Here is a 15,112-nt window from a genome sequence, read left to right on the forward strand (position 1 = left end):
CACCATGCTTAATAAGAAAATTTACTGTAGGGCGTATTTTGACCGTCATAAGGTCTCGATGCGCTCAATGCGTCGAGAATTCAATGGTTTTGCGCTTTCCTCTGCCTTTTACTGGCGGCGGGAACGCGTATAGTAGACGCGTGAAGAAGTCTATGGGATGAAAACGTGGCAAAAACACTCTTGCGCAGCGGCGATCTGGATGATTTCCAGGCCGTTGGCGGCGGCGGTCAGGCCGTATTCGATTCGGCACTACAAATTCGGGAAGCGCTGCGTCTGCGTAAACAGCAGGCGTTAGTGGATTGCCTGGCAATACCGCAGGTTAATGATGAAGGCGATCGCGTCGACTGGTACTCGCCCATCGACGGACACTCCCGCTCATGGAAAGCGGCTGAGCCGGAGGCGCGCGCCCGCGCCCTGCGCTTTCTCGAAAGCACGCTCGACAGTGCGGCCGCCCTGAGCCGTAAATGTATGCAGTCGCCCAAAACCGCCCAGCAACTCTTCGGTTCGCTGCTGGAAAAAGCGCTGCAATTCCCCGGCGAAAACCATGTTTTCCTCGTTGATGGCAAACCGGTCATCACCTTCTGGGGCTTCGTCAATCTTAATGAAAGCGCGCGCGAAAATGTGCTTGAGTGTCTCTACGAGCCTGAGCCGGAAGTGCCGGAGATCATTATCGAGCCGGAACCGGAGCCAGAGCCGCAACCTGAGCCAGAGCCGGAAAAAGAAGCGCAGAGTGAACCTGCAGCGGAAGCGAGCTTCAGCCAGGCCGATGCCCCGCTCTTAACTACCCCGCCGCCGGTTAAACCGCAGCCGATGAATGTCGCGCCGATCTATCAGGCGGTGCAGGATGCCGATCAGGAGCCTGCTCCGGCGAAAGAGCCCGCCGCCACTGCGCCCGCACCGAAAACGAAAAAACGTCGCCGCACCGCGCTGTGGCTGCTGCCGTTAGCCGCCGCTGTTGCCGCCGCCGTTGCCGTGCCGGTTGTGCTCAAACAACAGCAGCAGAAAGTAGAAACTGCTTCCGCGCCGGTTGCCGAGCCGGCAAAACCGGTCGCCATTGCACCGAAGCCGATTGAGGCGGAACCGATCCCGGCCCTGTCAGCCAATCTGCCGCTGCACCAGGCCGCGGTATTACCGGCTGAAGAGAAAGCCCCGGCAGAGAAACCGGCGGAAAACGAGCCGGTGGTGATTATGCCAATCCCGAAAGGGGCAATGGTAATGGATGCCCAGCAGGTCAAAATGGGCTCGACCAAATTCCTCAACGGCACCTGGCGACTGGCGATGGATATTAAAGATCCGGTCACTGGCAAAGCGCCGAACGTGCGTTATCAGATTCAGAATAATAAAGGCAGCGCCCGCATTGTGATGGGCAAGAACGTCACCTGTCGCGCCGATCTCTTCTCCGGCCTGCATCAGACGGGCGAGTTGCTGATCAAGAGCCGCGGTAATGCGCGTTGCAGCGACGGGACGCGCTACCCGATGCCGGATATTTCCTGTAAAGCAGGCACCAACGACGTGGCGGAGTGCAGCGCGCGTTTTGACGCAAAAACCACCGTTCCGGTGACGTTCAGAAACACAGGTGATTGATTTATGTTGGTTAATCTTTGCGACTACAAACAGAGCGTCACGCTGATCGCCAATAGCGGCGTGCAGTTTCTCGATTTCGGCCTGACGCCGCAGGACTCGGCGAACAGCGGCCGTTTTGTGCGTAAAACCGCGAACGGGCCGCTGCTGCGCCTCGATTTCGACGTGGTGAATGAGCGTTATACCCTGCCCAATCGCGACGGCGGTCAGCCGGAAGTGGTCAAACCCGAGAGCACTCACCCGCTGCAATACTCCCTGTCGATCCTCGACGGCGTCTGGTTGCCGATCCCGTTTCTGCGCTTTAACCCGCCGCGCACCTTCGTTGAAGGCCCGGATAACTGGGCGCGCGTGCAGATCCGCAAACTTCCCGAGCCGGACAGCGCCGGAAACACGCACCGCGTAGCGCTGGCCCTCGACAGCCAGATCAACGGCAACTCGCCTGCCGCCCTTGCGCCGCAGGAGAATGACATTCTCAACGGCACCCGCTTTTCGCTCGCCTGGCGCGATGATGAAGTGGCCGATTTTCTCGACCAGACGTGGGTTGATGGCTGGCTGCGCGAAGCGTTTTTGCACTTTATTACCCAGCATGAAAGCCGCAGCGAGCGCGAAATTCATCAGGCCCTGCGCGGTTTTGAGTACCAGGCGCACTGGCTGAACGTGATGTCGCTGCTCGGCATGCAGATTCAGGTGCCGGAAGTGAAAATCGTCACCCATACGCTCAGCACCCCGGCTATTCCGGTCGATCTGATCCTTGATGTCGGCAATACGCACACCTGCGGCGTGATTATTGAAGATCATGGCGACGCCAACGATGGCCTGCGCCAGACCGCTGAGTTGCAGGTGCGCTCGCTCAGCGAGCCACAATTTCTTAACGAGCCGCTGTTTACCAGCCGGCTTGAGTTTTCTGAAGCGCGCTTCGGCAAGCAGCACTTTTCGGTCGAGAGCGGGCGTGAAGATGCCTTTATCTGGCCGTCGATCGTCCGTGTCGGCGATGAAGCACGCAAGCTGGCGATGCAGCGTATCGGTACCGAAGGCAACAGCGGTATCTCCAGCCCGCGTCGCTATCTGTGGGATGAAACCCCGGTATTGCAGGACTGGCGTTTCAGCCAGATGAACAGCAAAACGCAGCGTGAACCGCTGGCGACCGCCTTCCCGTTGATGAACCTGATGAATGACGAAGGCCAGCCGCTCTACAGCCTGCCGCTGGATGAGCGTCTGCCAGTCTTCTCGCCGCAGTATAGCCGCAGCACGCTGATGACCCATATGCTGTGTGAACTGCTTTCGCAGGCGCTTGGGCAGATCAACAGCGTTGCGACCCGCCTGCGCCTTGGCTTCCCGGCCTCGCCGCGCCAGCTGCGCACCATTATTCTGACCCTGCCGTCGGCGATGCCGAAGCAGGAGCGCGAGATCTTCCGCCGCCGCATGTTTGAAGCAATTGCCCTGGTGTGGAAAGCGATGGGCTGGCATCCGCAGGATGAGGATTTTGCCCAGCGTAAGCAGCAGGAAAAGAGCGTGGTGCCGGTGCCCTATATCCAGATGGAGTGGGACGAAGCAAGCTGCGGCCAGCTGGTATGGCTCTATAACGAAGCGATCTCCCGCTTCGCCGGGCAGACCGAAACCTTTTTTGCCTCCCTCGCCCGCCCGGATCGCACCGAAGCGCCGGGCGCGGTGCCGGGCCGCTCGCTGCGCGTGGCCTCCGTCGATATCGGCGGCGGCACCACCGATATGGCGATCACCCATTATCAGCTGGATGATGGCACCGGCAGTAATGTCAAAATCACCCCACAACTGCTCTTCCGTGAAGGGTTTAAAGTGGCGGGCGATGACATTCTGTTAGATGTGATCCAGCGCTGCGTGCTGCCTGCGCTGCAAACACATATGCAGAAAGCGGGCATTACCGACGCGGCGGCGATCATGGCGACGCTATTTGGCGACTCCGGGCGTATCGACACCCAGGCGGTGCTGCGCCAGCAAACCACCCTGCAACTCTTTATGCCGGTTGGCCATGCAATTCTGGCGGCCTGGGAAGAGAGCGACATTAACGATCCGCTGGCTGGCCTTTATGCGACCTTTGGCGAACTGCTGAAGCAGACGCCGACGCGCAACGTGATGAACTACCTGAAGCAGGCGATCGACCACGCCCTGCCTGCCGGTTCGGCGGAGTTTGATGTGCTGTCGGTACCGCTGCAAATCACCTTCCGCGATTTGCAGGAGGCGATGCTGGCCGGGCAGTTTACCCTCACCGCCCCGCTGCACGCGGTGTGTGAAGCGATCAGCCACTACAGCTGCGACGTACTGCTGATTACCGGTCGTCCGGGCTGTCTGCCGGGCGTGCAGGCGCTGATTCGCCACCTGCAACCGGTGCCGGTCAACCGCATGGTGTGGCTGGATAAGTACCGCGTGCATGAGTGGTACCCCTTCAGCCAGCAGGGCAAAATCGGCAACCCGAAATCGACCGCCGCCGTTGGCGCGATGCTGTGCAGCCTGGCGCTCGATCTGCGTCTGCCGCGCTTTAACTTTAAAGCGGCAGATATTGGTGCCTATTCGACGGTGCGCTACCTCGGTGTGCTCGATAACGTGGTGAACACCCTGCGCGATGAGAACATCTGGTATCACGATATCGATCTGGATAAACCCGGAGCCAAGCTGGATGCGCGGCTGCACTTCCCGCTGCGCGGCAATGTCACGCTCGGTTTTCGCCAACTGGCGAACGCCCGCTGGCCGGCGACGCCGCTCTATACGCTGAGTATCAACTCGCAGGAGCTGGCGAAAACCATCGCCGGTGACGGGGTGTTGAATGTGCGGCTACAGTTTAGCGGCGGCAATAAACACCACGGCCCGGAGGCGTTTACCCTGAGCGAAGCCTGGTTGCAGGATGGCACCCCGGTTCCTGCCGATGCGTTAACGTTTAAATTGAATACGCTGGCCGACCGCCGACACAGCGGAAGCCATTACTGGATCGACAGCGGGAGTGTGTACCTGAAATGAGTGCGAGCGTAAAAACCACCCAAGCCTTAACTGCATGGATCACTAACAACCGTCAGCACTCACCGCTGCTCGATGATGACGCCGATGCCCTGCTGGCGCGCGTTACCGCCGCCGCGGCTGATGAACAGGCGCTGACGGAGGTGGCTGACGCTCCCTGCACCGTCGGGCTGTATGGTCGCTCGCAGGCGGCAAAAGCGCATCTGCTCGCCGCCCTGTGCGGCAGCGGCAATGGCCGCATGCATGTGCGTCCTGGCGAAAAGACGCTGGATTACTTCAGCCACATTAACCCCGGCCATGCCCTGACCAGCATGGCGCTGCGTTTTAGCCAGCGCGTGCCGTTTATGGATGAGGGCTTCCCGCTCTGCCTGCGCATTCTCAGCGAAGCGGAGCTGGTACAGCTGTTTATCGCCCATGCGCATCAGCAGCTGGACGTGCGTGCGGTTGATAAAGCGGTGATTGAGGATCGGGTCGCGAAATGGCGCGCGCTGCGCCAGCCTAACGCCGTGCCGGGAATTACCGCCGAGGAGATTGGCGCAATCGCCCGCTTCTGGCGCTCGGTAGTGCCTGCTGCGCAGCAGCAGATGGATGATGCGCTCTGGTATCAGTTCGCCGCCCTGCTGCCCTCCCTTGATCTGACCGCACGCGCCAGCGCCTGGTCGCTCCTGTGGGGCGAACAGCAAGAGTTAACCCAGCAGTGGTTTGCCCTTGCGCATACCCTGCACCAGACCGGTAATGCCACCGAGATCGCAGCACCGCTGAGCATTCTGGTGGATACCTTCGCGCTGCCGACCGACGGTTTTTTAACCCCGGCGGTTGAGCAGGAAGAGGCGATCCAGGATGAAGTCGTAGTCCACCCGTGGGCCAATGAGCAGTTGCAAAATGCGGTCAGCATTCCGCTGGCGACGCTGGCGCTGATCACCCGCGAGCTGGTGCTGCCGGTGGAAAACAGCCTGTTACCGGGCGTCGATATTCTGGATATCCCCGCCCCCGGCCCGCGTGAAGGCCAGCCGCTGTGGCGCAGTAAATGCCGCTGGCTGCTGGAGAACTACCGCCAGCGCCTGCAACCGGATGTGTTGATGATCTGCAACGCCACGCTGGAACGCGCGGAAACTGCGACAATCGCACGCGCGCTGCTGAACTGGGTGAAGGAGACGCAGTCGGGCCAGGAGTCGGCGCTGCCGGGTCTGGTCTGGGCGATCACGCCGCAGGATGCGCGCTTTACGCTGGCGCAAAATCTGGATGAAACCGTCCAGCAGCTGATTGGCAAACCGGGCCAGCACTGGGGCACATTGCAGGCGCTGGATGCCAGCAGTTTGCAGCGTCTGCTCGAGTGGCTGGCGCAAGCCACAGCGCCCGCCCTGCGCCAGCAGCGGCTGAAAGCGCTGAGCGAGCGCCAGCAGCGCGCCCTGCGCGATCTGTTGCAGGCATGGGTCGTCAGTCCGGAACAGGATGCCGATGAGCAGCGTAAACGGGCGGAGTCTGTGGTGCGTGAATTGCAGGTCCAGGCATCACGCCACGGCGAGCTGCTGGAAGGATTAATGCCGGATATGCAGCAGTTCGATACGCTCTGGAAGGTGCAGCAGCCGCGGGAAGAGAAAGTGAGCGGCCTGTTTAACGAGTCGATCGATCTGTTTGCTGAATCGGCTGAGAGCGCCGAGCCGCAGGCAATGGCGAAAGATGTCGGTCAGCAGGCGCACGCGCTGTGGGTTAACCACGTGCGCCAGTGGAGCCGCAACGATGACAATGCCGTGCGCCTGGGCGTCAGCCCGGCGACGCTGCGCCAGATGGCGGAGATTGTGATTATCAGCAGCTACCGCCTGCGCCTGCCGGAAACCCTGCAACAAATCATGCAGCGCGACACCGCCTGCGCAGCGCAGCTGCATGCGGCCATTGGCAACTTTGTTGCCTGGCTCGGCTATGCCGATCTTCCGCCGGAGAGCCGCCCGGCCAGCCGCGTGCAGAAAGGCAGCACCATTTTTGCTACCGCGGTGATTGAAGTGGGCGGCGAGCGGTTGACGCGTCTCGGCGATCAGCCGGTGCACGCCGCAACCCGCTACGTCTACGACTGGCTGGTCGCGCTCTACAACCGGGCGATTGAGAATATCGGCTACCGCCACCCGCTCGATGTCACCCCTGAGGCGCGCGCCGCGCTCAAAGCGCTGCTGCCTTAACCCACAACCCGGCGAACTCCGCCGGGTTTTTTATTCGTGCTGCGCAATAAACGACCCTATCGCCTGCGCCAGCGCCGCTGGCTGCTCCCACGACATTGAGTGCCCGGCGTCGGCGATAATCCGCAGATCGATCCCCTGCTGGCGGACTTCATCGGCGTCGTTATCCGGCAGCGAGTGTGCGCCGAAAATCAGCGTCTTCGGGCGCGGCAGGTCGACAAACAGCTTCATCCAGCCGGGCGTGATGCCCTCAACCAGGCTTTTCGCTTCCCGCCACATCGCCCAGGGCGCGGTGCTCTGCAAACTGCCCGCCCACGGTGAGGTCTCCCGCGCCAGCATCGCCGCATAGCCGCAGGTGACAAAATCCCCTTCGTCCATGCTTGCAACGTCGCGGCTAAACTGCCCACCGCCGGGGTAAAAATTAGGCTCGGAAACGGCAAGTCCGTTAAGACGAGAGTGAATAAGTGAGGCGACCTCAATGGCGATGCTGCCGCCCATGCTGTGACCGTAGAGCCAGAAGGCATCCAGGCCAAGATGATCGAGCACCTCCACCACCACTTTTGCCTGATCGGTGGTGCGATAGGCGTAGCTGGCGGGTCGTTCACTGTAACCGCTTCCGGGCAGATCGATAAGTACTGCGCGTCGTCCGGCGAGTGCCGGGTCGGTAATAATGCGTGGATATTCAAACGATGATGCGCAGCCCAGGCCGTGAATAAAGACCACCGGATCGCCTTCGCCCGGTAAGGCGTGCCAGCGAACGCGGCACTGCGCGTGGTGTGAATAGAGTTCGTCCATTTGCTCCCCCTCTTGCGTGATACTGGTATTTTATACAGCATTCCAGCGCAAGATTGCGAGCGATTTCAAAAGAGTGAAATAAGAAGTGCCACCGGGAAGCTGATCGGCCATGTTGCACCGACTAACAGGGCGCTCAACAAGCGCATGGTGCGCTTCTCTTTGGTGAGAAACCAGGTGACAAGCGCGCAAATCGTCGCCATTACCCCGTAAAAAATCAGCAGTTTTGTGTAGAGATCCATCCACCTTCTCCTGTCCATAGGCCAACGTGCACTTCCCTATGCTGCTCCCTTTTTTGCCCGCATGCTGTCGGGGCGGTCACGCTTTGCTTTAGCGGTCAGGCAGAGATCAGAAAATGGAGAACAGCAGCGCCACCGGAAAGCTCATCGGCCAGGTGGAACCGACCAGAAAAGCGCTCAGCAGGCGGATGCGTTTACGATCGTGCGACAGAAACCAGGTGATAAAGGCGCAGATCAACGCCATGACACAATAGAACACCAACATTTTTTGGTATAAGGACATAACAAACATTAACCCAGAAGTAACAAAACGTGCGCAATATGCTCTTTTAATTGACCTTTATCAAGTTTAAATAGTTTCTCAAAAGAGGCTATATGTCGCTATTTTGATCTAACGGGCTGAATCTACTGATAAACGTCCGCCGGGAGTAACCCTTGATGGGGAGGATAAACGCAGCGTCAGCGGACGTCTCTTTTCTGGTTATTGTTGGCGCTCGCGCCACGCCCTGATCATCTCCTTCGTCACCTCATTAGCGTAACAAATGGGCGCATAGCCCCCTGCTTTGCTCCAGGCGCTACGCCGTCCGCATGAACTGCCGTTCCGCGCGCGATTAAACGGACAGGCGCAGGTGCCCGGATACTCAGCGATCGACTCTTCAATAATCGCCTGTTTCACCTGCGCATCGCTTAGCGCCTGCTCTTTTGCCACTCCCTGCGGTGCCATCATCGCGCTGCTAACCACAATAAAGCCTGCCAACCACGTCGCTATTTTCATTTTCGTATCCCGTGAAGGTATGAATCATAAAAATATTCTTATTATGCCTGTTGGATATTGATTAAAAACAACCCGACCCATCCATGCGCATTTCCACGTGAGATTTAACTTAAGTCTGATTATTAATAGCGAAAGCCAGTAATTTAGTACTGCTATATTTGGCGAGCCAGAATCTTCTCTGTTATTGTTTTTAACAGGCAAAGAAAAGGTGAAACAAGGTAAGTTTATGCAGAAATATGACGATCTGTGGCAAGCCATTGAAGTTCGGGTGCGTGAAAATAATGACATCACGCTTAACGATTGGACCACGGATAGCGTGCGGGGCCATGCTGCGAGGCAGCGCATTGCGCAAATTTTTATCCTCGAAGTCCTGCTGGCGCGCCATCGTGAAAAGTATGCCAGTAACTTTGTTCCCCTCGCCGGTGAGGAGGCACTCTACCATTTAATCTTTAAACGCACCGGCTGGAAGCCGTTTGAAGTAAAACAGCTCTCCTTCATCGATACGCTGTTTGTGCTCGCCGAGCTGTTCCGCGACGAAAACTTACCGACAGAAGTGCGCGCCGTGCTGCGCTCGCAGGGCATTAAAGATGAGGCGCTACCTACCTACGATTTTTCAGAGAAGGATTGGGCACCGCGCGAAAACGAAGCGTTTCTGCGCCGTTAAATTACGCGAAAAAAGGGCTCAACTGAGCCCTTTTTTTTATTACTGTGCCGCCACGCTACATTCCATTGTTAGCGCCAGCTGTGCGCGGGCAAAATAAAACTCCTCTCCTTCACACCAGTAACTTTCAATCGGCATTGCGCCATTTGAGAGTGTTGAGGAGATAGTTGTGTCGTCGTCATCCACCGTCAAAAACTCGGCAGCACGCCCGGGAATCAGTACGACTACGATTTTACTCATTATGATTTAATTCCCCTGCCTGATTATTCAAAAAGCCAGCTATTATTACCGCTTTTTGTGACGGGGTAATGACATTATTTGTAAGTAATTTATCGCCGCCTCTGAAGATATGCAGCCGAGGTTCCCGTTCTTCCACTCCCGGCCGGGAGAGAAGCCTTAACCGGCGTACGGTCATACGTAGTACCCTGCTTTCAAGGCGGGAAAAACCGCCGAAGCGGGCTTTGAAAACTATCCCCATGAAGGCGGCGAGGTAAAGAAGCTGGTTAACGCATCGCGTTCGACAACAGTGATGATGACATAGTCAGGCTTGAAGGACGCCACCATCTGCTTCATCAGCGTTGGTGTGACTCTTCCATGGTGAACTTGCAATATTTCTTTAAACTCTCTGGACATGAAAGGTGACATGGCATTACCAAAAGAGTCCCTTAGCCAGAGCACTTTTTTGTTGCTCAGTGCATTGTCAGAAATAATAAGAGTAGGCACAGTCGGCGCTTCAACGGTGGTCATCCTTTCAGTGGAAATTTCTTTCCCTGTCTGGTAGTCAACCTTTCGTATATTGAGGTTATTAATCTCCTCAGATTTGATACTAACTTTAATGTCACTGATTTTAGCTGTTCTCAGAAAGGCCGCCAAATCACCACCCGTGCCTTTTTCTAGGGCAAAATCATTTTCAGAAAAAGGTCTCTGCCACGCTACCTCATCATCCTTTATAACATTACGCAACAGATTAAAAACGACAGCGGCACCGTAATGATTCCAGTGCGTATCGGTATAAAAATATAAAGGCGTAGATGATCTGTTCTTTTCGGCCTGAAGAGCGCTCAGCGTATCGATATAGATATCACTATTATCGTCTAATATTTTTTTGATTATCGAAGCATCAGCATGCGTCGTCCATGCAGGCAAGTGATCAGAATAAAGCGTGTCTTTATCAGGGCCAACAGTCACCATAAAGTACTGGACGCCCTGGGCGGTTAAGTATTTTTTCCATTCATGCATAGCGTCATGCAGTGAAGCGATCGCAGGAGCTGTTGTTGCGTTGACGCCATCACGTTTCGCAACCAGTGTATTTGCATATTCATTACCAAGGAAAAGCCAGCCACCTTTACCGATGATAACTTTATTCGGCTCTACAGATATTCCTGCTTTAAAAGCCAGATACGCCAACTCACCCTCAATAGCATCCATATTATACAGCCCCTGAATTTTTCCCAGTAACGTAACCTCCTTAAAGGGTTTTTCCAACATAAAATAATTGTAAGCCGGTAGTAACATCAGTATCGAGATGACTATAATCATAAAAACAGAAACTTTAATTCTCACAGTCAACTCCATTAAAAATTAAAATATAGGAAAACCGGGCTGGTAGTATGCAATACCATATAAAGAGCGGTTACTGTGAGTAAACTCAATACCCCAACCTTTATTATGCTTTGCTCTTGTGTTCTAACGATTTCTAAAGCGTTTTTACTTGAAACAATAAAGAATGCACAGGCGATCGCTGCGATTTGCATTGAGTACCCCACCAGGCCCACGGGGAGCGCGGCAAGCAATACGTCGGCGTTGACCCCGATCAGTGTCATATTGGTAATCGGTATGGCTGAAACGGAGATCGCTCTCGCCGAATCGATATTGAACATAGCCGTTATTATATTCATGGCATCTTGCACCGTATGGGCTCTAAAAAAGACCCATGCAATATGAACGTAGAGAAAGGTAATCATCCACGCCAGCGGCTTATACATAGCGATACCGAATTTGGACCATACTCTGTGTATAACTAATGCCAGCCCATGCATTGCGCCCCATATAATGAACATCCAGCTTGCTCCATGCCACAAGCCGCCGATGACAAACGTCAAAAATAGATTGCAGTAGGTTTTTGATACCGTGCACCTGTTGCCACCCAGCGGGATATACAGATAGTCGCGTAGATATCTTCCCAGGGTAATATGCCATCTACGCCAGAAATCCTGGATATTGATCGCTTTGTACGGTGAGTTGAAGTTTATTGGAAGCCAGATATTAAATAGCAGAGCAGCGCCAATTGCCATGTCGCAATAACCGCTAAAATCAAAGTACAACTGAAATGTATAGGAGAGGCTTGTAACCCAGGCGCTATAGAAGTCGTGATGAGTTCCTGCAACGTATCCAATCTCTGCCCATTGCGCAAAGGTATCAGCTATTATGGTTTTCTTGAAAAGGCCAATACCAAAGATCATCAGACCCATTAAGATATTATTGTATTTTATCGGCACGGTTCGGAGAGATTTAAATTGTGACATCATTTCTTTATGGTGCAGGATAGGCCCTGCGATCAAATGAGGAAAAAAAGTCACAAAAAGAGCGTAATTTACCAGGTCATACTCTTTCGCGCTGCCTTTATAACTATCAACCAGAAAGGCAATTTGAGTAAATGTATAGAAGCTGATACCAATTGGAAGAATTATTCCTTCGATGTGAAACTGTTGCTCGGTTATTATATTTATATTATCTAAAAAGAAGTTCATGTATTTGTAATAGCAAAGTACAGCCAGGTTGGCAACAATGCCAACGGTAAGCATCTCCTTTTTCCTTTTCGCCCCCTTAGCTAATTGCATGCCTAAACTGTAGTTAATGATTATCGATCCAAGCATTAAGGGAAGATAGTTTAAACTCCAGTAGCTGTAGAAATATAAACTGGCGACAACAAGCCAGAGTTTGCCGAAATAAATAAATTTAAATCGGTTTAGTAAAAAGTAGACCAGAAAAGTTATTGGCAAAAATGCAAAAACGAATTCGGGGGAACTGAAAATCATTTTTTCACAATCCGGGGAAACCCAAAATATCGAGTCTAGCACAATAACATTTTGTAACTACTTCAAAAGTAAGAGATGTGAAACTTGTCTCATTATCCCGGAATAATGATTGGCACGGTTAACTATCTCGCTATACGATATATTTATTAGCGAGTATTTTCTGTACTCTTGTAATATTGCGCCTGCTTTCCTCGCCGGGGTGTAAACATCTAAAAACATTCAGACTTAATTACCAGCCAGTCGTGGTGATAAAAATGATCCTCAAAATCTGTGCTAAAGGAGTGGCGGAACAAAATAGTAATGCGAAGGGTTTTTTAAGGAAGGTTTAACGTCCATAACAAAAATTTAAGCGGCTGGAACACAATAACCTTGTATTCCAGCCGCTTAAATATCTGTCAGTGTTTTATTATCGTGTACGGGATATTTTTTATGATGTGAGATGAAGCAAGCGAAAAGCAGGTTGAAAGCAATGCATTAGCGCAAGACGAATCGACACCTTCAGAGGTTTTGATTTGCTTTGCGCTAATTTTTTGCCCCATCCATGCCCCATTCTTCACATCACCGGAATAGCGTGGACGACATATCCAGCATCAGCATGTGGACGCTGGCTTACCCATTGGATCTTGCATACGTTCAGAGGGTGAGCCATTCCCGATAAAATCCCATCTATCGCAAGTCTACCGTGCTGGTCGTGCCCGAATCGTTGCGAAAACTTACTTCGTTTTATGCGCCATCGCATAGGCTTCTGGCAGGTTCAGACGTTGCCAGAAGTTCTGATCGGCGGTTTCGCCAGACAGCGGATAACCACCCGGCAGTGCCGTTTTCACCATCAGATCGCGCCGTGCGGACGCCGACAGATGCGGTAACGCCGCCTCCAGCAGCACTTCCGCCCCTTCCGGTACTTTCACCGGCTGCACGTTGCCTTTTTGCTGCGGAAGGTCGTAGGTCATGGTGAAGCGGTAAAACTCTTTCATCGCCGGGTCACGATAGGGATCGTCTTTGCCAGCCGTTCTCGCGCACTCTGCAAGGGAGGTGCCGCACTCTTTTTCCAGTGCCGTACGCAGTTGATCGCGCGCTTCGTTAAACAACTTACGATAAGCCGGGTCATTGAGGTAATGCGCCACGTTACGCTGGGCCACCATTCTTGAACCCATCACATCCAGCGGATAATGCACGCCCAGCACGATGCGTGAATAGCCATAGCGCGCACCGCGTTCTACCAGCGAGTCAAAGCGTTCCGGGATCATCTCCGCCATCAGTAGAGAATCGGTGTAACCGGTATTGGTATGGCCGCTCGGGAAGGAGCCGCCGTCGGCCGAGTATGGTTTGTTATCTTTCACTACCACATCATCCGGGACCTGGTGAATGGTATTGCCCTGAATCAGAAACGGACGTTTGTAGTCAAAGTGCTTCTTCGCCGCGCCGGTGCTGACTTCGCTGGTTTTGATCAGCGCCGCGGCTTTGCTTAATTCGCCTTTATCATAGGCGGCGATAAATGCTTTACCCAGACGAGGACCGAGCGCGTCAGAGAGAAAATAGAGGTAGCTGATACCTTCTGCATCCGCCAGCGCCTGATGGCGCAGCCCTTGGGTGGCATCGAGGTTAATCGTCTCAACGGTTTTCAGGTTCTGGTCCAGCACCGGTGCAGGAAGCTTGCTGAACGCGGAGAGCAGTTCAATGCCCGCTTTTTGGTTGTCTTTCACTTTGAAGTCATAGCCGCTGGCTTTCAGCCAGGCGGTATCGGCCTGTTTTGCGCTTTGCGCCGCTTTCTCCAGCTGTCCACGCTCCACTTTTGCACCGTCGCCTTTCAACGCGTCACGCAGCGCGGACAGAGACTGGCTTTCCAGACCATCAAATGCCTGGCTTACCGAAGCCGGCGTAGTGGTATTTGCGATGTCGCGTGCAGCAGTCAAAGGGATATCTTTCGCCATCGCCTGATGAGCAAGCAGCAGGGAAGCGGTTAACAGCGTCATACGGGCTTTCATTTTTTATCCTTGTATTCAAACAATAACCTTGCCTGTGAATGACGCTAGCCCTGTTAATTGACGCTTTTGTGACACGGAGACACTTTGAAACGTTTTATGGGAGCCTGAAACAAGCGCATCGGCTACGGCATTTTCATGCCCGATTTTTTGTCTAACCCGGCCGCTGGGTCGGTTTTTCTATGTTTTGTTAACCTCCTTACTCCCGTTCCGCTTTATCTTAGCTGCATCCCAATTAACCCCCTTTCCTGTCACGTTCGATACCGCTCCAGCTTATCGAAAGTGGCTTGCTGAGTGACTGGCTGATCGGCTGGTGTCAATTTCATCACGGCAAGCCTCAGTGCCGGCCTACAATAAGCATGTCGCCCCGTCGCCGGGGCTTATTTATTCTTCCTGTGCGCTCTCAACGCGCTGATTTCAGGTACTGTTTTCCGGCATATCTAGACGGACATCGATCCAACTCGTCGGAGGGACGTCGATCGCTGCGCCTTTTTGTAGTTCGATATCCTCGTCTTCGGAAAGAACATAACGCCGTTTATAGGGCCTAATGATAAGCGAGGCATCTTTCTCCTGCTCTGCTTAAACGATGCCCATGTCAACGGAATCCTGTGGGGCACGATGAGGCGACATTTGCCACCCGGATTTAGCCAGGCAGAGAGGGTACACGCCCATCGCTTTACGAGTCAGACTAACGCCCTCTGCTTCGGCATTCGCCACTACTGCAACGCACCACGCGAAGTCTGCCTCATCGATATCAGGACGCTTACAGCCCTCTTTGCTTTTCACAATGCGAACGATAGGCGAAGCAGCCTTGATTGACCCGTCTGTAGCCCTCATAGTGTTATCTGTGCTGTATAGCTCCACTCGCGCGTCAAATCTGGACTGCGT

The 15,112-nt window shown here is 54.0% G+C and carries 12 protein-coding genes and 1 pseudogene; 4 read left to right on the forward strand and 9 right to left on the reverse strand.

The window, feature by feature from the left end; genetic code table 11:
- Positions 1–165: 165 nt before the first annotated feature.
- From ACWPW2_RS09600 to ACWPW2_RS09610, 3 genes are read left to right on the forward strand one after another with little or no spacing between them, the layout of a single operon-like run.
- Positions 166–1,584, forward strand: a complete 1,419-nt coding sequence (locus ACWPW2_RS09600) for an SrfA family protein (RefSeq protein ID WP_454122686.1) — start codon at positions 166–168, stop codon at positions 1,582–1,584.
- Positions 1,585–1,587: 3 nt separating this feature from the next.
- Positions 1,588–4,569 carry a virulence factor SrfB gene (locus ACWPW2_RS09605; RefSeq protein ID WP_076769863.1) on the forward strand — a complete coding sequence of 994 codons (2,982 nt, stop codon included), beginning with the start codon at positions 1,588–1,590 and terminating at the stop codon, positions 4,567–4,569.
- Positions 4,566–6,740: a virulence factor SrfC family protein gene (locus tag ACWPW2_RS09610; RefSeq protein ID WP_454122688.1), complete on the forward strand. Its 2,175-nt coding sequence runs from the start codon at positions 4,566–4,568 to the stop codon at positions 6,738–6,740. Before ACWPW2_RS09605 ends, ACWPW2_RS09610 begins: the two co-directional genes overlap by 4 nt.
- A 30-nt stretch (positions 6,741–6,770) precedes the next feature.
- Here the strand turns inward: ACWPW2_RS09610 and ACWPW2_RS09615 are convergent, their stop codons facing one another.
- From ACWPW2_RS09615 to ACWPW2_RS09630, 4 genes are all read right to left on the reverse strand, one after another.
- Positions 6,771–7,532: an alpha/beta fold hydrolase gene (locus tag ACWPW2_RS09615; protein ID WP_454122690.1), complete on the reverse strand. Its 762-nt coding sequence runs from the start codon at positions 7,530–7,532 to the stop codon at positions 6,771–6,773.
- 65 nt (positions 7,533–7,597) lie between these two features.
- Complete coding sequence (locus ACWPW2_RS09620) at positions 7,598–7,771, reverse strand: GhoT/OrtT family toxin (RefSeq protein ID WP_023478687.1); 174 nt, start codon at positions 7,769–7,771, stop codon at positions 7,598–7,600.
- A gap of 106 nt (positions 7,772–7,877) precedes the next feature.
- Entirely contained in the window at positions 7,878–8,051 is a 174-nt protein-coding gene (locus tag ACWPW2_RS09625) for a GhoT/OrtT family toxin (RefSeq protein WP_071789450.1), read from the reverse strand.
- A gap of 198 nt (positions 8,052–8,249) precedes the next feature.
- Entirely contained in the window at positions 8,250–8,495 is a 246-nt protein-coding gene (locus tag ACWPW2_RS09630) for a hypothetical protein (RefSeq protein WP_454123621.1), read from the reverse strand.
- Positions 8,496–8,751: 256 nt separating this feature from the next.
- On the opposite strand from ACWPW2_RS09630, the gene ACWPW2_RS09635 reads away from it, so the two are divergent.
- Positions 8,752–9,207, forward strand: coding sequence for an ECs1072 family phage-associated protein (locus ACWPW2_RS09635; RefSeq protein ID WP_454122693.1), 456 nt, complete (start codon positions 8,752–8,754; stop codon positions 9,205–9,207).
- Positions 9,208–9,246: 39 nt separating this feature from the next.
- Here the strand turns inward: ACWPW2_RS09635 and ACWPW2_RS09640 are convergent, their stop codons facing one another.
- From ACWPW2_RS09640 to ACWPW2_RS09660, 5 genes and pseudogenes are all read right to left on the reverse strand, one after another.
- Positions 9,247–9,444 (reverse strand): hypothetical protein, encoded by a 198-nt coding sequence (locus ACWPW2_RS09640; RefSeq protein ID WP_454122695.1) that lies wholly within the window; start codon positions 9,442–9,444, stop codon positions 9,247–9,249.
- Positions 9,445–9,672: 228 nt separating this feature from the next.
- Positions 9,673–10,767, reverse strand: a complete 1,095-nt coding sequence (locus ACWPW2_RS09645; protein ID WP_454122697.1) for an alginate O-acetyltransferase AlgX-related protein — start codon at positions 10,765–10,767, stop codon at positions 9,673–9,675.
- 11 nt (positions 10,768–10,778) lie between these two features.
- A complete protein-coding gene (locus ACWPW2_RS09650; RefSeq protein WP_454122700.1) occupies positions 10,779–12,242 on the reverse strand; it encodes an MBOAT family O-acyltransferase in 1,464 nt (487 codons plus the stop codon).
- A gap of 713 nt (positions 12,243–12,955) precedes the next feature.
- On the reverse strand, positions 12,956–14,227 hold the full coding sequence (locus ACWPW2_RS09655) for an acid phosphatase (protein ID WP_454122702.1): 1,272 nt from the start codon (positions 14,225–14,227) through the stop codon (positions 12,956–12,958).
- Positions 14,228–14,641: 414 nt separating this feature from the next.
- Positions 14,642–15,061 (reverse strand): annotated as a pseudogene (locus tag ACWPW2_RS09660) (phage tail fiber protein).
- Between the last annotated feature and the right edge of the window lie 51 nt (positions 15,062–15,112).

Source organism: Kosakonia sp. Marseille-Q7440, from assembly GCF_965119485.1.